This is a genomic window from Dactylosporangium sp. NPDC051485, assembly GCF_040682015.1.
Lineage (GTDB): Bacteria > Actinomycetota > Actinomycetes > Mycobacteriales > Micromonosporaceae > Dactylosporangium.
Genome location: NZ_JBFAZW010000041.1, coordinates 42,877 through 62,156 on the forward strand (window position 1 = coordinate 42,877; position 19,280 = coordinate 62,156).

At 71.4% G+C, this 19,280-nt stretch carries 16 protein-coding genes and 1 pseudogene; 1 reads left to right on the forward strand and 16 read right to left on the reverse strand.

Annotation, left to right across the window (positions count from 1 at the left end; translation table 11 throughout):
• Window positions 1-379: 379 nt before the first annotated feature.
• The 13 genes from AB0M46_RS23480 to AB0M46_RS23540 all read right to left on the reverse strand — a co-directional run bounded on the left by AB0M46_RS23480 (window position 380) and on the right by AB0M46_RS23540 (window position 13,059).
• Window positions 380-526 carry a hypothetical protein gene (locus tag AB0M46_RS23480; RefSeq protein ID WP_363339095.1) on the reverse strand — a complete coding sequence of 49 codons (147 nt, stop codon included), beginning with the start codon at window positions 524-526 and terminating at the stop codon, window positions 380-382.
• Window positions 523-1,575: a hypothetical protein gene (locus AB0M46_RS23485; protein WP_363339096.1), complete on the reverse strand. Its 1,053-nt coding sequence runs from the start codon at window positions 1,573-1,575 to the stop codon at window positions 523-525. Before AB0M46_RS23485 ends, AB0M46_RS23480 begins: the two co-directional genes overlap by 4 nt.
• Before the next feature lie 143 nt (window positions 1,576-1,718).
• Window positions 1,719-2,561 (reverse strand): hypothetical protein, encoded by an 843-nt coding sequence (locus AB0M46_RS23490; RefSeq protein ID WP_363339097.1) that lies wholly within the window; start codon window positions 2,559-2,561, stop codon window positions 1,719-1,721.
• Window positions 2,562-2,677: 116 nt separating this feature from the next.
• A complete protein-coding gene (locus AB0M46_RS23495) occupies window positions 2,678-2,905 on the reverse strand; it encodes a hypothetical protein (protein WP_363339098.1) in 228 nt (75 codons plus the stop codon).
• Window positions 2,902-3,738, reverse strand: coding sequence for an SAM-dependent methyltransferase (locus tag AB0M46_RS23500; RefSeq protein WP_363339099.1), 837 nt, complete (start codon window positions 3,736-3,738; stop codon window positions 2,902-2,904). Before AB0M46_RS23500 ends, AB0M46_RS23495 begins: the two co-directional genes overlap by 4 nt.
• Window positions 3,739-4,061: 323 nt before the next feature.
• Window positions 4,062-5,609, reverse strand: coding sequence for an ATP-binding cassette domain-containing protein (locus tag AB0M46_RS23505; protein ID WP_363339100.1), 1,548 nt, complete (start codon window positions 5,607-5,609; stop codon window positions 4,062-4,064).
• A complete protein-coding gene (locus AB0M46_RS23510; RefSeq protein WP_363339101.1) occupies window positions 5,606-6,628 on the reverse strand; it encodes a branched-chain amino acid ABC transporter permease in 1,023 nt (340 codons plus the stop codon). The genes AB0M46_RS23505 and AB0M46_RS23510 overlap by 4 nt, the downstream gene beginning before the upstream one ends.
• Entirely contained in the window at window positions 6,625-7,482 is an 858-nt protein-coding gene (locus tag AB0M46_RS23515; RefSeq protein WP_363339102.1) for a branched-chain amino acid ABC transporter permease, read from the reverse strand. The genes AB0M46_RS23510 and AB0M46_RS23515 overlap by 4 nt, the downstream gene beginning before the upstream one ends.
• Window positions 7,483-7,543: 61 nt before the next feature.
• A complete protein-coding gene (locus AB0M46_RS23520) occupies window positions 7,544-8,383 on the reverse strand; it encodes a methyltransferase domain-containing protein (protein WP_363339103.1) in 840 nt (279 codons plus the stop codon).
• 18 nt (window positions 8,384-8,401) lie between these two features.
• On the reverse strand, window positions 8,402-9,619 hold the full coding sequence (locus AB0M46_RS23525) for an ABC transporter substrate-binding protein (protein WP_363339104.1): 1,218 nt from the start codon (window positions 9,617-9,619) through the stop codon (window positions 8,402-8,404).
• 10 nt (window positions 9,620-9,629) lie between these two features.
• Window positions 9,630-10,232, reverse strand: a complete 603-nt coding sequence (locus AB0M46_RS23530; RefSeq protein WP_363339105.1) for an ATP/GTP-binding protein — start codon at window positions 10,230-10,232, stop codon at window positions 9,630-9,632.
• Between the two features lie 8 nt (window positions 10,233-10,240).
• Window positions 10,241-10,648, reverse strand: a complete 408-nt coding sequence (locus AB0M46_RS23535; RefSeq protein WP_363339106.1) for a roadblock/LC7 domain-containing protein — start codon at window positions 10,646-10,648, stop codon at window positions 10,241-10,243.
• A complete protein-coding gene (locus AB0M46_RS23540; protein ID WP_363339108.1) occupies window positions 10,645-13,059 on the reverse strand; it encodes a nitrate- and nitrite sensing domain-containing protein in 2,415 nt (804 codons plus the stop codon). Before AB0M46_RS23540 ends, AB0M46_RS23535 begins: the two co-directional genes overlap by 4 nt.
• Before the next feature lie 1,257 nt (window positions 13,060-14,316).
• On the opposite strand from AB0M46_RS23540, the gene AB0M46_RS23545 reads away from it, so the two are divergent.
• Entirely contained in the window at window positions 14,317-15,546 is a 1,230-nt protein-coding gene (locus AB0M46_RS23545; protein ID WP_363339109.1) for a helix-turn-helix transcriptional regulator, read from the forward strand.
• Here AB0M46_RS23545 and AB0M46_RS23550 read toward each other — a convergent pair.
• The 3 genes and pseudogenes from AB0M46_RS23550 to AB0M46_RS23560 all read right to left on the reverse strand — a co-directional run bounded on the left by AB0M46_RS23550 (window position 15,530) and on the right by AB0M46_RS23560 (window position 19,200).
• Complete coding sequence (locus tag AB0M46_RS23550; RefSeq protein WP_363339110.1) at window positions 15,530-17,329, reverse strand: prolyl oligopeptidase family serine peptidase; 1,800 nt, start codon at window positions 17,327-17,329, stop codon at window positions 15,530-15,532. The two genes, AB0M46_RS23545 and AB0M46_RS23550, sit on opposite strands and share 17 nt — an antisense overlap.
• Before the next feature lie 445 nt (window positions 17,330-17,774).
• Window positions 17,775-18,446 (reverse strand): annotated as a pseudogene (locus AB0M46_RS23555) (HAD family hydrolase).
• 520 nt (window positions 18,447-18,966) lie between these two features.
• Window positions 18,967-19,200, reverse strand: a complete 234-nt coding sequence (locus AB0M46_RS23560; protein WP_363339111.1) for a hypothetical protein — start codon at window positions 19,198-19,200, stop codon at window positions 18,967-18,969.
• Between the last annotated feature and the right edge of the window lie 80 nt (window positions 19,201-19,280).

Here is a 19,280-nt window from a genome sequence, read left to right on the forward strand (position 1 = left end):
CGCCGGCCCGGTCGACCAGGTCCGTCGGGGTTTCCGCCGTCGCATGCCTGCCGGCGCTGTCCACGTCGTCGTCCGGATCGGCACGGTGGTGCCCGGCGCGGGTCGGGTCGCCGGTCCTCATCGCGCCTCCCGCAGCCGTACTACCGTGACCGCGGCGCTGGCCGATACTGCCGCCGTCACAATGCCCCGGCCGGGACCCGCCAGGCGGCCGTGCCGGCAGTCGGAGCGGTACCGGTGCAGCGGCGCCGCCGCGCAGCGTGCGGCGAGCGGGGCGCGGTCACCGGCGCCATGCGGGGCGCTGCCGCCGGCCGTGATGAGCGACCGGCTGCCGTGTACGTCGCGGCCCAACGTCCGGGCGGCGCAGGCGAGGACGGGCACGTCAGGCGTCGAGTTCCCGACGGGCTCCGGCGGCTCCCCTGTCCACGGTGAGGACGGCCGCCGTGCCGAGCCGCCAGCTCGGGGTGCGCCGTGCCGTGGCGCGGTTGCGCGCGGCGGCCGGGCAGCGGACTGCGCTGGCGGGGCTCATCGGCGTTCCGCCGCTGCACGGTCGACGGGCTGGATGGTCGGCGTGCCGGGCGTCGTCGAGCAGGGGTCCCCGAGCAGGGGCGCGGTGCGCAGGACGGGCGGCCAGAACACCGCGCCCGAACCCGGCGGTGCCGCGGGCGGCGGGCAGGTGCATCGGGTGCTGCCGAGCAGCTGCGTGACGTGCCGGTGTCCGCCGCCGGGGGGCACCACCTCGGCGGTCAGCAGTCGCCCGCTGGACGGGTCGACGCTGAAGCGGATCGTGCTGGTGCCGTCGTCGACCTGGACGGTGATGCCGGTGCGCCCGGCCGGGTCGGGGTGCAGGCCGCCGCCGGTCAGGCTGGGCAGCGTGGCCAGCACCCGCAGCACGGCGACGCGTTGCGCAACGTCGAGATATCGGACCGTCGCGAGGTCAGTGAGGACCGCGACGACCGCGGCTGCACCGCGGCCGGCACCGGTCCGGGCGGCGACCCGCACCGCCAGGGTCTGGGCGTCGACCGGGACCGGGTCACCGACTGGCGACAGCAGTTCACCGGAGCCGTACGTGGTCACCGTCGCGGCGGCCTGGTCGAGCAGGCGGCCTACCTCGGCGGCCCCGGCGCCCGACGGCACGGTCGCCCGGCGTTGCGTGACGATGCCGGCACCTGACGGGCTGATCCGCCGCACCGACTCGAACACGATCGTGCTGTCGTCGGCCTCGACGCTGCGCTGGATGCGCACGCAGCTGTCGTCGCCGGTGAGGGCATCCGCCGCCGTGGGCTGCACCCGCTGCGCGAGCAGCAGCAACTGGCCTTGCGGGCTGAGCGCGAGCAGGTCCGGGTCGGCGCCGGCGGTGACCGTCGCCGGAGCCGGCGTCGTGCCGGGGACGCCGATCGCCATGGCGGCGGCGGCCAGGAGCACCGCGGCGGCGAGGGCGGGGATCCGCCGGGGAGACCGCGGGCCGCCCGACGTGTCCGCGGTCTCCCCGGCGGGCGTGCTGCGGTGACCGGCCGGTCGCGACCGGCCGCAGCCTGCGGGGTCGATGACACGGCACGGGGACGGTGGCTGCGTCATCGGATGCTCTCTGCCATGGGTCGGATGGGGGCTGCCCGTCAGCCGGTGACGGCGGGTGCCGGCGGTCCAGCCGGGCTGCGCCGTGGTCACCGCGGCCACCGGCCCGCGGCGTCGAGGGTCGGCCGGCGCCGATCGGAGGAGGGTCACGGCAGAAGCTCCTGGCAGGCGAAACACCGGTCGGTGCGGTGACCGCGCCGCATACCGGCCCTCGGACGGGGACGGGGCCGCGCACACAGCGCGGCGTGATTCCGGCCTGCGGGGTGCCAGGACGGGAGCGGGTCCGGTATGTCGGGTCGTGCCGCCGCAGCCGGTCCGGTCGCGGCGAAGCCCGCGAACGCCTGTTTCGTCGCGTGTGCGGACTCGGCGAACCTGCCACAAGCGGCGAGCATCGCGGCGAGGTCGAGCAGCATGGCCACGCTGCGCAGATCGGCGGTCCCGTGCACGCTGGACCAGCGCTGCCAGGCGCGACCCAGGCCGGTGATACCCGCGTCGCAGTACCCGGCGTCGTGCTCGGCGACCGCGAGCCGGACACACGCGGTGACGGTCGAGGCCGCCACCAGACCGTCACGAGCGGTGAAAAGTTCGACCAGCCGGCGCCGCAGGTCGATCGCCTGGGCGTCGACCCGGTGTGCGGCGAGGACGCGGGCCAGCACGTCGGCCGCGGCCACCGTGCGGTCGTGGTCCTCGCCGCGCCAGCGGACACCGGTGCGGTAGGCGTATCTGGCCCACCGCAGCGCGACCGAGTCCGGTGCGCCGCGCGGGTCGAGGGCCGCGGCGTACACCGCACCGGCGTCGGCGAGGTGGAGGTCCGGCGCAGCCGTGCGCGGGTCGGTGCCGAGCAGCCCGGCGCGCAGCAGCGCAACGGCCAGTCCCGGTTCCCCCGCCGCCAGATGGCCGGTGGCCAGCATGGTCAGCGACCGCAGGGCGGTCACCGGCACCGCCAACTGGGGCCGATCTCCTGCCCCGAACCGTGGGTGGTCGTTCATCGACGCTCGTCCGATCTGCGTGAGCTCTGTCCTCGGTACGACGGCGTGCCGCCGGTTGACCTGGGGTGCCGCAGCGGCGGCGACCCGGCCGGTTCGTCGTCTGCGTGCCTGGCGGGTCACGGTGGCCTGCGCGCCGTCCACTGCACCGTGAGGCCGTTGCCTGCCTGGTCGATGTGGTGTGGTCGGTGGCCGGCGGCGTCGTCCACGTCGAGGAAGGTGGCTGGTCCCCGTGCACAGCCAGGCGCCGGGGTGATGCCCAGTGGAGAAAGCCGCTGCATGTCCCTGACATGCCTGCCGCCGATGTCGTCGACGCGATGGCTGGCTCGTTTCCGGACGGTGGTCATCGGCGCGTCCCGTCCGTGCCGGGCACGGTGACCGTCGCGGTGAACAGGCCGCCACGGCCGCAGGGATGGGGCACACGGAGGTGCCCGGCGGTCAGGATGGCCGAGGTCTGCTCGGTCGTGCGCAGGTACAGCCGTGGGGCGGCGGTGTAGGCGGTGACGACTGCGTGGCGTTGCGCGTCGGTGAGCGCGTCGCTGGTCAGGGCGGACACGATCAGGCGGCTGCCGGCGGCGAGCCGCTGCGCCAGGGTGGTCAGCAGGTAGCGGGCGCCGACGTCGTCGAGGTGGTGCAGGACCATGGTGAGCAGCACCGTCACCGGCTCGTGCAGCCGCAACAGCCCGAGGTCGTCGATCAGGTCGAGCAGCGCTTCCGGGGCGAGGATGTCGGCCGACATCACGAACCTGCCCGGACTGGCGACGCGGCGCAGGTCGGCGACCGCGACCGGGTCGTTGTCCACGTACACGGCGATCCCCGGCCACCGCGGCGCACCGGTGGTCGGGATTCCGGCGCCGAGATCGAGCAGTTGCGTGCAGCCGCGGTGCACCGCCGCGTCCAGGGCGTGCCGACGGAAGGTCCGGGCGCGGCGCACCACGTGCCGCAGTCCCGGAACGATGACGGTGAGCTGGTCGGCGAGTGCCCGGTCGACGGCGAAGTTCCGGGCCCCGCCCAGCAGCGCGTCCGCGACCCGGTTCGCTGCCGCCTGGGCCGCGCCGACACAGCTCGCTGCGTCGCCGGTCTCGCCGGCCGCCCGCGACGCGCTCTGCGGCGCGGATGCGGACCAGCCGCCACCGGCGACCACCGCGGCGCCGGTCTGCGCCGCAGACCTGCTGACCACGGCGCTTCCGTGACGGGCGGCCGCCGTGCTGTGCTCGGCGGCCACACCGACCGGAGACGTCGCGGGAGCGGCGGCTGCATGGTCCCGGATCGCGCTGCCGGTGCGCGCAGGTCGTGGGGAGGTCGCCGGCCGCCCCCACAGCGGCGCGGCGGCCTCCCCAACCTGCCCGCCCGTGCGTTCGTCCCCTGGCACGGGGACATCGGCTCGTGAGGCCGGGCGAGCGGCGATGATACGGACGTGGCGTGCATCGCCGGTGCCCGCCGTCGGCAGAACGGACACGCCGACACCCGGGCGGGCCTGGGACGCTCCACCGGACAGCGCAGTCACGTCGGGCTCCCCACCGGCTGGACCCCGAGCAACGCGTCCAGCCGCCCGCGATGGGCCGGGTCGCCGAGGCCCGCGACCGGGGCGGTCATGGCGATGTAGCCGTGCTCCAGGACGACGAACCGGTCAGCGAGCTGGGCGACGAACTGCAGGTGTTGTTCGGCGAGGAGAATCCCGACGCCGCGGGCGGCGATGACACCGACCGTGGCGGCGAGGGCGTCGATGACAGCGGGAGCGAGTCCCTCGGTGGGTTCGTCGAGCAGCAGCAGCCGCGGGTTGATGAGCAGCGCACGGGCGACGGCAAGCATCTGTTGTTCGCCGCCGGACAGCTGCCCGGCCCGGTGGTGCAGCCGTTCCCGCAGCCGCGGGAACAGGGTGAACACGTCGCCGGTGGTCCACCGCTGCCGGGTGCCGGCCGGGCGGGCGACCGCGGCGGCGCCGCGCAGGTGGTCCTGGACGGTGAGGCCGGTGAACAGCCGGCGGGTCTGCGGCACGACCGCGACCCCGAGCGCGGCAGCACGGTACGGGTCGGTGGGCACCACCACGCCGTCGAGGAGCATCCGGTCGGCGGTCGCCGATCGGTGCAGGCCGGCGATGCTCGACAGCAGGGTCGACTTGCCGGTGCCGTTGCGGCCCAGCACGGCGACGACCTCACCCGCGTCGACGTGCACGTCGACGCCGCGGAGCACCGGCGCACCGTCGTAGTCGGCGCGCAGCGCGTCGACGCGCAGCAGCGGCGAGCAGTCCGCTGCCCGCACCGTGCGCGCAACGCGCGCTGGTGGCGGTGTGGTACCGCCGGTGAGGTACGCGCGTTGGACTTCGTCGTTCGCGCGGATCTGGGCCGGGGTGCCGGTGGCCAGGTGGTGGCCCTGGTCGAGGGCGGTGACGGTGGTCGCGGTGCGCCAGATCAGGTCGAGGCGGTGGTCGATGAGCAGGACCGTGACGTCGGCGGGCAGGTTGGTGATCAGGTCGCCGAGGCGGTCGACGTCGTGCGGGTCGAGGCCGGCGGAGGGTTCGTCGAGCAGCAGCAGTCGCGGGTTCGCGGCCAGGACGACCCCGAGCTCCAGGAAGCGTTGCTGGCCGTAGGACAACTCGCCGGCGGTTCGGTCCGCGTCGGCGAGGAGCCCGACGCGGTCCAGGGCGGCGGCGACCCGGTCCCGCAGCTGGTGGCGGCGGACCCGGGCGGCGGTGGTCAGCTTGGTCCACGCCGGCAGGATTGACGGTGCAGTCGACGGTGTCACGGCGAGCGCGACGTTCTCGGCGACGGTGAGCGGGCGCAAGATGGCGGGGTGCTGCCAGGTGCGGCCGATGCCGTGGCGGGCGCGGCGGGTCACGCCGGTGTGGGTGATGGTGCGGCCGTCCAGGACGATCCGGCCGCTGCTGGGCCGGATCGTGCCCGCGATGAGGTTGACGACGGTGGTCTTGCCCGCGCCGTTGGTGCCGATCAGGGCGTGCCGGTACCCGGTTGGGATGGTGAGGGTGAGGTCGGAAAGGGCGGTCAGGCCGCCGTACCGGCGGGTGACGCCGTGCAGCTCCAGCATGCTCATTGGTCCTGCCCCTTCCCGGTGCGGCCGCAGCGGCGGGTGAGCCGGGCGAGGGCAGGCCGGGTGTAGGCGACTGCGAGGAACAGCCCGCCGAGCAGAGCGACGCCGTGCCCGTCGGCGACCGCAGTGCCGATGAGGTCCCGGGTGGCGATCACCGCGATCGCGCCGAGGACTGCGCCGCGCATCCGACCGGCGCCGAGCGCCGCGGCGAGCAGCGCCATCGCCGCTATGTCGAACCCGAAGTCGGCGGGGCTGACGTACCGGTGCGCGGCGGTGAGCAGCGCTCCGGCCGCCCCGGCGAGCCCTCCGGCGGCGGTGTATCCGGCGGCGAGCTCGGCGGTGACCGGGTGGCCGAGCGCGGCCATGCGTGGTTCGTGCGCGGCGCAGCCGCGCAGCGTCAGGCCGAGCCGGGACCGCAGCAGCCAGCCGGTCGCTGCTGCGGCGACGGCGAATACGGCTAGGGCGTACCAGTACAGGTAGCCGTCGTTGGTGAGCGCCGCCGTACCGGCCGGGGTGGTGGACAGGGTGATCGGCGGGACGGTCAGGCCCTCGTCGCCGCCGGTGACGCTGGACCATTTGCTCGCGGTGATGACCGCCAGTTGGGCGATGGCGAAGGTGACCATCATGAAGACCGGGCCGCGGGAACGCAGCGCCAGGGGTGCGGTCACTGCCGCCGCGGCGGCGGCAGTGATGGTCGCAGCGAGCAGCTGCAGCGGGCCGGAGGTGACACCGGCGTGGGCGAGCAGGACTGCGGTGTAGGCGCCGACGGCCAGGTAGGCGGTCTGGCCGAGGCTGGGCAGCCCGGCGACGCCGGCGAGGAGTTGGGTACTCAACGCCAGCAGCGCCAGGATGATGGCGTTGGTGGCGAGGCTGACGGTGTAGGCGTTGAGCAGCAGCGGCAGCGCCACCGCCAGCAGCCCGGCGGCGCCGGTCGCGGCGTGCCGTACCGCCGCAGGGCCCCGGCGGGAACCCGGACGTGGCGTGGCGTCCGTCTGCGTGGGCAGGACGGTGGTCGTGGTCATGCGGTGCTCACCGCCGTCCGGCGGCGCAGGACCAGCACGGCGAGCATCACCGCGACGAGCGCGAACGGCGCGGCGAGGGGTGCGGCGGCGACGCCGATCGAGTGGACCATCCCGACGAGCAGCGCGGCACCGAGCGTGGCCGGGATGGAGCCGGTCCCGCCGATGACCACGACCGTCAGGCAGAGCACCAGCACGGTGGTGTCCACACCTGGGGCGGGGCCGAGGATCGGCGCGCCGAGGACCCCGCCGCCGACGGCGAGGGCACCGCCGGCCGCGAACGCTGCGAGGGACACCCGGCGGGTCGGGATCCCGGTCGCGGCGGCCATGTCCGGGTCGGCGACGGTGGCCCGCAGCTGGATCCCGGCCGTGGTCCGGCGCAGCAGGAGGTGCAGGCCGGCGGCGAGGACCGCGGCGACGGCGATGAACGTCAGCCGGTACACCGGATACACCCGGTCGCCGACCGGGATGGTGCCCGCCAGGACCGTCGGGGTGATGGTCGGCATCGGGGCGCCGCCGGTCCAGGTGCTGTAGAGGTCGGCGAGCAGCAGTGCCACGCCGAGGGTGACGAGGACCTCGGCGAGGTGCCCGTACCGGTGCACCGGCCGCAGCGCCAGTTGCAGGGCGGCGCCGCCGCCGGCGCCGAGGGCGATGCCGGCGGCGAGCGCGAGGCCGAGGGTGAGCAGGCTGCCGGTGGACAGCAGGCAGGCCAGATAGGCCCCGGCCAGGTACAGGCTGCCGTGCGCGAGGTTCAGCACGCTCATGACGCCGTAGACCAGGGTCAGCCCGGCGGCCACGACGAACAGCAGCATCCCGTACGACAGTCCGTCCAGGCCGTTCACCAGCCACTCACCCACAGCCGGTCCCCTTTCCTTCATGGTGGTTGCCGGTCCCGGGTGGGACCGGATGACGCCCGGGTCAGGCCGGTCGTTGCCCGACGGTGGTGAACATCAGGTAGGCGTAGCCGCGGGTGGTCGAGTCCTGCATGCCGTCGCGCAGGGTCTGCAGCTCCGCGGCGGTCATTCCGGCGGCGAGGAGGGCGTCCTCACGCTGGCGGGAGTTGCTGGCGTGCAGGAGCAGGCCCGGCTGACCGCCGTGGAACAGCCGGGTGTGCGCGACCGTGGTGACCTCGACGAGGCCGGCCGCGTCCATGTCCAGGGGTGTCGTGCGGGCCCAGGCGGCGTCGACGCCGTGCTCCTCGGCGAACCGGCCGAGCCGGTCCTGGAAGGTGTCGAACGCGGCCTGCACCTCGGCGGTGGCCTGGATCAGCATCGGACGCCAGGTGCAGTCCCAGTCCGACAGGACCAGCCACCCACCCGGCTTCAGCAGACCGGTGAGGTGTTTGATGAGGTCGGCCCGCTCCGGCAGGTGCATGAGCACCAGCCGGGCGTGGATCAGGTCATAGCCGCCGGGAAGGTCGACGGTTCGGATGTCGCCGGTGACGATGTCGACCAGCGGGTGGGTGGGCACGTGCTGGGGTTTGATGTCGACCGCGGTCACCCTCCCAGTCGGGGCGACCCGCCCAGCGAGGAGGGTGGTGATGCTGCCGGCGCCCGGTCCGATGTCGAGGACCTGCCAGCCGGGTTGGACGCCGATACGGTCGAGGATGTCGGTGGTGTGCGGGTCGAGGATCTGCCCGAGGTAGTCGACCTGGGCGGTGCCCTGCGCCGAGCTGTTGTCGAAGATGTACGTCGGCACTGGGCCCGCACCGGTGCCGGTACCCGGTTCGGTGCTGTTGCCGGAGCTGGTGGTGGTCATTGCAGGTCTCCCCAGGGGTCAGTTGTTGCCGAGGGTGGCGAGTGGTTGGACGTTGACGTTGGCGCGGCCCCGGCCGTCGTTCTTCACGATGCGCAGGTAGTAGGTCTGCACCGGTGAGTGGTCCTTGCTCCACCGCCACGGCCCGCGCGGGCTGTCGATCTGGCCGAGCTTGCCGATCTGCTCGTTGATCTGCGCCGGTGTCGCTTTGGGCCCGGCGGCGGTGACGGCGGCGTCGATGACCGCGGCGGCGTCGTAGGCGGTGACGTTCAACAGCCGGGGGCTGCCGTTGTACGCCTTGGTGAACGCGGTGGAGAACGCCCGGTTCGCCGGGTTGTCCAGATCGGCGGCGTAGGGCAGCGACGTGCGGATGCCGTCCGCCGCGGCGCCTTCGGCGTCCAGGATCGACTCGTCGGTGAGGAACCCGGCCGCGAACAGCGGCACCTTCCCGCCGAGGACCTGGGCGTACTGCTGCACGAACGCGACCCCCGGAGCCCCGGCGTAGAACGTGAAGACTCCCTTGACCTTGGCCGGGTCGACCTTGTTCAGGTACGGCAGGAAGTTCGTCGTGGCCGGCCACGGCGTCCACGACGGTTTCCCGTCGTCGTTCGCGATCGTGCCGCCCGCAGTTTTGAACGCGTCGACGAACCCGCCGACGTTGTCGTAGCCGCCCTGATAGTCCGGGCCGATCACATACACCGGGCCGTCCACGGTGTTCTTCACGTACTCCGCGATGGCCGCGCCGACCTCCCGCGACAGCCACGAGGTGTGCCAGATGTAGGGCAGGTCGGCGGGGGCCAAGGTGCTCGGTCGGCCGCCGGTGCCGACGAACGGGATCTTGGCCCGGGCGACCATGTCCTGGATGCTCAACGTCGTGTCGGCGGTCGCCCCGCCGGACAGGATCGTGGCGTGGTCCTGCTCGATGAGCTTCTTCGCCGCGTTCGCGGCGCTCTGCTTACCGTCGGCTTCGTCCTCAACCACGAACTTCGCGGTCCGGCCGCCGAGCTTGCCGCCGTGGGTGTCGAGGTAGAGCTGGAACCCGCGGACGAGGTCCTCGCCGGTGACCTTGTACGGGCCTGTCTTCGGGGTCAGGAACCCCACCACGAGCGGTCCGGCCGTGGCCGAGCCGTTGTCGCTGTTGACTGCGGCGCCGGAACACCCGGCCAATGCCGGCACCGCAGCCAGGGCGGCCACGGCGGCCGCCGCGGTCAGGCATCGTCGGAGTCGAGGTTGGTGCATGGGTTCTCCCTCAGGGTCGGGACATGACGGACGCCGTGGTGCGGCGGGTGGACAGGGCGTGCTGCACGAGGAGCGTCAACACGTCGCGGACGTCGCCGCGGCGGCGCGCGTCGATGCGTTGCACCGGAATGTCGTCGCGGATCTGCAGCGACGCGCGCAGTTGCGCGTCGGTGTAGACCCGGCCGTGGTCGAAGGAGTTGACCGCCACCACGTAGGGCACCCGGCGCTGCTCGAAGTAGTCGACCGCGGCGAAACAGTCCACGATCCGCGCCGGGTCGATCAGGACGACCGCGCCGATCGCGCCGCGGACGAGTTCGTCCCACATGAACGAGAACCGGTCCTGCCCCGGGGTGCCGAAGAGATAGAGGATCAGTTCCGGGTCGAGGTTCAGCCGCCCGAAGTCCATCGCGACCGTGGTGGTCTCCTTCGCCGGCACCGCACTGGTGTCGTCGACCCCCACGCTCGCGCTGGTCAGCAGGGCCTCGGTCGTCAACGGGGTGATCTCGGAGATCGTCGCGACGAGGGTGGTCTTCCCGACGCCGAACCCACCCGCGATCACGATCTTGACCGAGGTGACCCGCCGACCCGTCGCCGGCTGACCGGCACGGTCCATGCTCACACTCATGCGTGTTGAACGGACCGAAGTGGTGCCGGCTCCAGGGTGGCGTTGACCGCGTTCGCGAGGGTGTCGATCTCGAAGCCGACCTGCCCGAGGTCGCAGTCCGCTGCCGCGACCACCGCAAGGATCCAGCGTTCGTTTACGGTGACGATCACCAGGAAACCGCCGGTGGTTTCGACCAGGTTCCGGGTCACCGTGCCACTGGCCATCACCCTGGCGGCGCCGACCGCCAGGGACGAGATCCCGGACGTCACCGCGGCGAGGGTCTCCGCATCGGCACGGGCCAAACCCTCACTACGCGCCCGCAGCAGGCCATCCGCGGACACGGCGATCGCGTTGGCGACGCCTGGTGTCCTGCACAACTGTGCGAGCAGAAAACCCCACCGGTTGGTTTCGTTGTCATCGGTCATCGCGGTGCCTCCGTCAGGTGAGCTGTCGAGGTGTCACGGGACGCGCCCGCACGGTTGCGCTGCCACCCGGCCAGTTGCAGGCGGGTATGGCTCGGATCACGCCGCCCTGGCACCGTCAGCGCCGCCGCTGGCTCGTGGCCGTCGGCCGGCTCCCGGCGGTGATGCCGGCCTGGCTGCCGCACCGGCAACCCGGCCTCGGTCGCGGCGAGATCGCTGATCTGCACCGGCGGGCCCGCGGTGTAGGGCGGAGGCTCCAGCGGCCTGAGCTGGTCGTAGATCAACGGCCGCTGGGTATCGACCGGCATTGCCGTGGCCGACCGGACGTCTCCGGCGCCGCCCGCCATCGGCGGCCACGCCAACCCGGCAGGTCCCTGCGACACCGTCCGCAGTTCCTGCGTCTGGGCATTCGACGCTGTCGGCGCGTCGACTGGCCCAAGCGCCGGCAACGCTGGGCGCTGCTGGATCTGGAACAGACCCTGCGGAATCGTCACATCGATGCGGGTGCCCCTCCCCACCTCGGAGCGGAACTTGACCTCGATACCCAGTCGGGTGGCGATCGCGGCGGCGACGGGGATGCCCATCTGCCGGGTCATCGCCTCGTCGAGGCCGGCGCGGTCGAACCTGCTCCGCAGCCGTCCCAGTTCATCCGGGCTCATGCCGACACCCGCGTCGGAGATGTGGATGTGGACGTGGTCGCCGACGCGCGCCGCCTCAAGCGTGACGGGTGCGGTCGGCGGTGAGTACTTGGTGGCGTTGTCCAGGAACTCGGTCAGCAGGTGCACGAGTTCCTCGGCGGCAAGGCCCACGATCAGCACATCGGGATCGACGGTATGCTGCTCGACCCGGGTGTAGTGCTCGATGCCCTGCGTGGACGCCCGCAGCACGTCAGGCAACGGGACCGGCTGCTGCCGTCGGCCGGCGTGCTGATCGGTGAGCACCAGCAGGCTGGTGATGAACCGCCGGAACCCGGTTGCCGCATGATCGAGCCGGAACAGGCCCTTCAGCAGTTCCGGATCGGTCTGGTTCTGCTGCATCTCATCGAGTGCAACGGTCAACGCGTCGGACTGACGCTTGAGCCGCCACGCCAGCGACGCCAGGATCGCCGCGACCGACGCCCGCGCCGACGCCTGGCCCGACGCCAACCGCGCCGCCGCCGCCGCGACCGCGTTGAACGCCGCGGCGACCTGCCCCACCTCATCGTTGCCGTCCACCGGAATCGGCGACGCGGCCTGCGAGACCAAACCCGCCACCGTTGCCGCATCCGCGTGGTGCACGTCGATCCGCGCCACAAGATCTGGTAGCCGGACCGTCGCCACGTCCGCCGCCTCGTACCGCAGGCGGGTCAACGACCGGCTCAACGACACCGCGAAACCCGCGCCGATCATCACTGTCAGCAGCAGCCCGGCCAGCACCATGCCGGCCACCGCGACCGCGGCACGGCGGGCACTGTCCCGCTGCGCGGTGACCTCGGCGAGGATCTGCCGGTCCGCCGTCGCCTCCACCTCGTGCAGCAGATCCATCCGGGCGCCCATCGCAGCCGACCACCCGGCCACGTCGGTCGTCAGCCGCAACCGCTCACCCGGCGCCGTTCGGGTCACGATGCCCTGCTCCCGCTCGGCCTGCAGCACCGCGCCACCGTTCACCCGGGCGTTCAACGCGGTCCGCCACACCGGCGGCGCCAGCAGCTGGAAGTCGACCAACGCATCGGCGTAACTGCTCGACGCACCGACGATCTCCTGCTGGGCCGCCGGCGTCAGCTCACCCGCAGCCGCCGCCCGCACCACCGCCACCTGCAGCAGCCCCTGCGCCTCAATCGCCTGCGACAGCGCGGCCGCCGCCCGCAGCTCGTTGCCGGTCGCGGCCGGTACACCGATCTGGCTCAACGCCTGCCGGAACGTCAGCAGATCCGCGATCAGCGCCCGGTACCGGAACAGCACCACACTCGAGACAGCCTTCGGATCGGCCTGCACCTGCTGCCGCAACGCAGCCAGATCCTCCAGCCCATCGTCGGCACGGTCCAGCACCACCCGGACATCCGCCGACACCCGGACGGTCCCGCTGTGCTGCCGAAACGTGGCCGCAGCAGCATCCGTGGCCAGGACACTGCGCCGATACTCAGCCAAGACCCGCTCATCACCCGGAGCCGACGCGAACACCAACGCCGAACCGGCCCGCTCATGATGCAACCGGCCCACCAGCACGGCAGCGTCCCCGCCGAGCGAGACGACCTGCCGGGCCTGCTCCGCGCGCTGCCCGTCCGCCACCCCTTCATAGCCGACCACACCGGCAAGAATCAGGATCGCGGCGATCGGCGTGGCCAGGATGATCGTGAGCTTCGTGCGGATCAGCCGGTTCCGCAGCCACCTGCGGCGTACCGGAGTGCTCGCGCTGCCTTGCCTCGGCGCGGTCATGTGTCGCCCGCCGCGCCACCGATGTAGTTCATAGCTCGCAGTACCCCTCGTTGACATGTGCCCGCGTTTGGCCATGCCGAGGCGGCCCGCCGATGCCAACGCGAGCACGGCACCGCGACGGACGTGGCCACGCACGTCAGCGCAACGTCTCCTGCGATCGGCCTGGTCAAGGGCAGTACCGGATACGGTGGCGTGCCGACTGCGCAGTCGGCCGGCACGCCACCGCGGCACCCGCGGCCGTCGCCCCGGACACGCGCGGGAGTGCGGTCCGGCGACCCGGCTGGGCGTTGGGAGATCGGCCGGTGGGCACAGCCTCCAGAGGCAGGCCACCGGGACACGCCCAGCCGGTGCCGCGGGTGAACACGACCGAGCCCGCGTCGGCCTCGCCGTTCGCCGCGGACTTCCGTCGCGAGATGTCGGCCACAGGAGTGCGGCGGCACGGGCACACACGCTTCCCCGCCAGCTTCCTGAACGACGCCAGCAGCAACATGCGGCACGCCGAAGGATGATCGGCGTGCACGTTCGTCCTGCTGCACCGCGCAACCTGCCCGAGATCGTCCGCACTGGATCGACGAAGCGAAGGCCGACAAGGTCGACACCCCTGGGGACGGTGACGGTCCATCAACTCCGTTGCCGCGCGTTGCGCATTGGAATCCACGAAAGCGTCGCGGCGCACATCCGTTCGTGGCGTCGACCGCCCCATGCACCCCCAGCGATGCCCGCTCCGACTTCCACACGAACAGGTCCGGCGTCCTCAAAGACGTCGACTCGTCCACCACTTCTCCCCAACAAGTTCCGGACCACGCAGACGCCGTAGACCCAAGCGGCCAGCCATTCAGGCTCTGCAGTTCGTGCCGCCGCCGTCCCCCGACAACACATGCGGTGCGGTCGGGGCGAACACAAGCGCGACTAAATGACCATCGCCTCTCACCTGACGTACGTCGATACGCTTGATGCGGACAGCGCAGGTGTCCGCATCAACTCAGAAGCGCAACCGAAGCGCCCAGATGTCTGCGCGCCTGACAGTCGCGCAACACTGACGACGAGCAGCTGGCATCGCAGAGCCGCGCAGGCGCCACGCCGGCGGCTGCAACGTGGGTCGCACGCCCACAGCATCGCGCCACCTGACCAGGGTCGATGTTGCGCTACGGACGTCGTTAGCCGACAATCAGCACTTGCTTGGTCGCTGTGGGCGACATCAAGAGGCGGCGATGACGATGGGGGCAGGCCCCGAGGGACCTGGTGCCGACGAGGTCTGTGCTCGACTACCTCGGCGCGCAAGTGCGCCAACTCCGCACCGATCGTGGGCTGTCTCAAGCCGACCTCGGTGATCTGGTCTTCGTTCACAAAGACCTAGTCCGCAAGATCGAGTGCGCCGAGCGGATCCCGTCTCGGGAGTTCGTCGAATGCTGCGACGCGGTACTCGATGCGGGCGGCACGCTTGCCCGGCTCCTGCCGATGATCGAACGCGAACGGCTCCTGCGCCGCAACCGGAGCACCAACGATCAGGCCAAAGGGTTCCGCGGCGAAGCGGTGGACCGTCCGGTGCTGGACTGGCTGCTCGCCCGGCCCGCGTCCCGGTCTGTCGTGCGAGCCGTCGACGACGGCGCGGCACATGCAGCTGCGACCCTGCGCGAGCTGCGCAGTACCGACCACGTCCAGGGTGCCGGCAGCACGTACCCCGCACTGGCGGATCTTCTCAGCCGGGACCTCGACGTCCTGGCCGTCGGCGACCCGAACGTGGCCAGCGGCTTCCTCGAGCTTGCCGGCTACGAGGCGGTCGATCTCGGTCTCGACGGTCTCGCCCAGGACCACTATCTGCGGGCGCTGCGTATCATGACGCAGACCGGCGACCGGCGCTACGGCGGCTACCTCATCGCTGTCAGCCTCGCCCACCTCGCGTTGCACTGCGGCGACCCTGATCAGGCCATCCGCCTTACCACCGCGGCCCTGCACGGCACAACGGCCGAAGCCACCCCAGCCGTGCGGGCAGCGTTCCGCACAGTGTTGGCGCGGGCGCATGCCCGACGCGGTGACGAAGCTGCCTGCGCTGCCGCGCTGTTGCAGGTCGACGCCGACCTGGCGCGTAGTAACCCGGCAGACGAGCCCGGGTGGATCGCCTACTTCGGCGAAGCCGACCTCGCCGACGAGAAGGCCCACTGCTTCTTCGACCTCGGCCTGCACGAGCTCGCGCAACGCCAAGCCGGTGAGGCGGTCGTCCTGCTCCCTCCGGACCGCGCCCGGCGCTTGGCCATCGACACCGCACTGCACGCCTCCGCGCTTGCCCGTGCCGGGCAGGTCGAACAGGCGACCGCCGTCGGTCGGCAGGCGATCGACCACGCGGCGGGTGTGGCGTCGTTCCGCACCGCGCACCGCATTGTACTGATGATGGCTGAACTGCAGCCGTACGCGGACCTGGCCGACGTGCGGGATCTCGCCGAATACGCCAGGGTCCACCTGCCACCACTGCTCACACCGACGTCGTGATCCCAGCCTGGCGCAGCACCCGACGGTAGGCGGCCAACTCGGCATCCAACGCCGAACGCTCCGCGTCCGCCGACAGATAGTGTCCGACCCCGTCGAACCGCATCAACCCGGCCAGCAGACCCCGCTCCTCCAAGGCCGCCGCGAGGGCGAGGACATCATCGACAGGCGCGACTCGATCGTCCATGCCGTGCAGCAGCAGAACAGGTCTGCTGACCTGCTCTGCATCGACCCGCGACGTCGCGGAGGCGAGGATCGCCGCGTGCGGTCGCTGGAACCGTGGTGCGGTCGTCTTCCACCGGTGCGGGTCGACGATCGCGGAACGGGCCACCGCGAGGGCGAACGGCCCATCGACGGACACTGCCCGCAGCGCGGTGTAGCCGCCGGCGCTGGCCCCGGAGATGAACACCGCACCCGGGCGGGCGCGGCCGGACGCGATGAGGTGCGCCGCGACGTTGCTGCAGTCCTCCACGTCGTAGCGGCCCCAGTTGCCGTCGAGCGCCTTGCGGAAGTCCCGCCCGTATCCGGTGCTGCCGCGGTAGTCGACGTCTGCGACAGCGAAACCGCGGCTGGTGAAGAACTGCACCTCCCGATCCAGCCGCAGCTCAGTGTGGTATGTCGGCCCGGCATGCGGCCGCACGATCAACGGCGACGAGCCGTCAGCGACAGCCGGGGTCGCCGGGTAGAACACCACGACCACCTCACCAACGCCCGAGCCGACGCGCAGCACCTCCGGCACCGACACCGACGAACCGTCACCAGGAACGGCAGGGCCGCGCCGGATGACGTCCACCGCGTCGGACCCGTCCATCGCGACGAGCGCGACCTCAGAGGTACGTGTCGGCGAAGCACCGACCAGCGCGACCTGGTCCCCGACCGCCGCCAGGTACGGCTTGATCGACAAATACGGCAACGCAACGTTCCGGATCGTGCCGTCGGGCTCGATGACGACCAGCTGTTGATCCGGGCCGGCTTGCACCGTCATCGCGATCCGGTCACCAGACAAGAACACGAAGTTGGTGTAGCTGGACTCCCACGGCGCCGTCGCACACTCTGCCGCCATCGGCGCGACCGCCTCGGTGCACCCATCTCGCCACCGATGCAGGTTCCACCAACCAGACCGATCCGACATGAAATACAACCACCCGCCCGATCCCCAGCACGGCTGCACCACCGACTCAGCAGGGCCACCCGCTACCCGTCGCGGCGCCAGCAGCTGCCCGCCGGAGGCATAGTCGGCAACCCAGAGCTCGCTCGAGTCCCACGGCATCACCTCGCCTTCCCACTGCAGCCACGCCACCCGCCCCGCATGAGCACGCGGCGACGCAAGGAACCCCGAGGTCGCCCGCAGCACACGCGGCACCTGCGAACCAGCGCCGAATACGACCAAGTCATCGCCGTGATCAGTCTCGCGGACCCCGAACAACTCATCGTCGTAACGGTCCAGGTCGCCGTACGTGTAGTCGCCGCTGGTCGTACCGGCGGCCGTGACCACGTGGCCGGTCGAGCCGTCCACCAGCGCCATGCCACCTTGTCGCAGGTCCGCATACGGCATGCCCCCGTACGCGTGGAGCGAGCTGCCTACGCTGGCGTCAGGCAGACCAAACGTCGCCAGGCACTCCCGGCTGGACGCCCGCCACCGCATCACCACCGTCCGTCCGGTCAGCGGCTGCGACTCCAGCCAGCACAAACCGTCCTCGACGCTCGACACCCAATCGAACGACGCGCCTACCTGCGCCGCACAATGATCAGACGCACTCGCCACCGGCCCGTTGCCTCCGGTCATCGCTCTGGCCTCCTCACGCTTCGTCCCTGATCACAACACAGACCGGGCAGCGAATGCGATCAGCGCTGGCAAAGACCAGGCGGCGGGTGCGGGCGTTGTCGTGGAGTGCGCCCGGCCGGGCGGAGACGCTGCTCACGCCCAGCCGGGGCCGTCTCAAACGCTCGCTCAGGTCACCACGCCATGTCCATGGTGCGGATGCGGACATCCACGTTGTCCGAAGCGGCGGCCCTACACCGACCGGGACTCCCTGGAGGAAGCCCACCGCTGTCTGGTCTACGCCGACCACGCAGGCGGGCACAGCTACGAATCGGCGACTGTGTCGCCGGTTGTCCACCGAATCCAGTTTGGCAGGGTTCGCGGCGTGGCGTCGAACTGTTCTCCGGCTGGCGCGGCCCACTCACCCGGACCAGCACCCGACCTACGGCGCCGCTCGACCGGTCAGGTGTCATGAGATTGCACCCCTTATCCGTCCGGGAAGCTCGGACAAGGAGTCGATCCGGATGTGGGCTCGCCGAACATCGGGCTGAGTCGCGTAGAAGTAGCCCCATGGACCACGGCGGATGAACACTGCGGTGAGGCCCGCGTCCAAGGCGGGAAGGACATCGTTGTCGAGACGGTCACCGACATACGCGATGTGGGCGGGTTCGCAGCCGGCGGACTCGATCAGGGCATCGAAGAACTTCCGGGACGGCTTCTCCGCGCCCAAGTCGTCGGAGGTGACGATCAGGTCGACGCCGATGTTGAGTTCGCGTAACAGCCGACCTGCACGGGCGGTCTGATTACCGGCCACCGCGACAACGAACCCAGCCGTCTTGAGCTCGGCGATGCACCCGCGTACGTCCGGGTACAAGTCGCGGCCGTTGAAGTGTTCGGCAAGACCGGCGTCCGCGCGTCGCTGCCGCTCGGCGGCAAGGTCGAACCCAGGCCGGAAATGCTGGAACACCTCGCGATAGTCGCGGCCCTGGGCGATGACCTGCCCGAACACTGCGGAGAAGGTATGTCGGGGCACGCCGAGCCAGTCGGCCCAAGTGCCCTACTCAGTCGACTCGTCGATGAGTGTTTCGCCGACGTCGAAGTACACGGCGCGGATCGTGCGCGGATCGGTGCGGATGGTCATCGGGAGAGGGCAGCCAATCGTTCGTCGAGGAGTTGCACCGCCGGATAGGTGTCCCACCGGTGCAACCAGGCGCGTAGCTCGTGGAGCCGTTCGGTTCCAGTGGCGTAGCCGGCCCGCATCAGCGCGGTAGCACCGTTCCCGGCGACGATTCAGGATTGATCAACGGCGGGTTCATGCCGGCGAGGTAGCTGCCGGCATGTCGGCGAGGAACACCAGTGTGTTGCCTGACCGCTGTCGGTTCGACACCGTTCAGGGCGGGTGGTGAGCACATGTCGGGCTTCCGCTCCAGGTCGCACCCTCGTTGCGAGTGAAGAACGACTCCATTGCCAGTTGACGGTCCCCTTCACGCGTTCCGCTGCCGACGTGTCAGACGCCGAGGAAGAGTTGCTGACCGCCGCGCGGCGGCGCCCAGGTGATCGTCTTGGCATCCGGATCGGCGACGACCTCCACCAGCCGCACCAAGTTGATCATTCCCGGTGAGGGGACGGGCGCACTCCGCCGCAGCCTACGCCGGATGCCGTCACTGTCGGCGTCCCTGACGCAATACGAGAGGTTGAGATGGCAACCTTGGCGGCGCATCCGATGACATGCAGCCAGGCGGCGGCCACAAGCAACGCGTGCCCGTCACGTCCACACCGGTCGCGAGTTCCTCGGCACGCGCGGCGACCCCCTGCACACGCCAGCGGTCAGCAAGCGCGACGGCGTTGAGATGCGCCTCGGCGAGGGCGACGACGCGGGTCGCGAGATCGTCCATGAACGCAAGGCTAGATGGCCATCGGCACCGAGGCCCGTTCTGGCCATCTCGATAGTCGGCTTGCCCAGATTCAAGCGGAA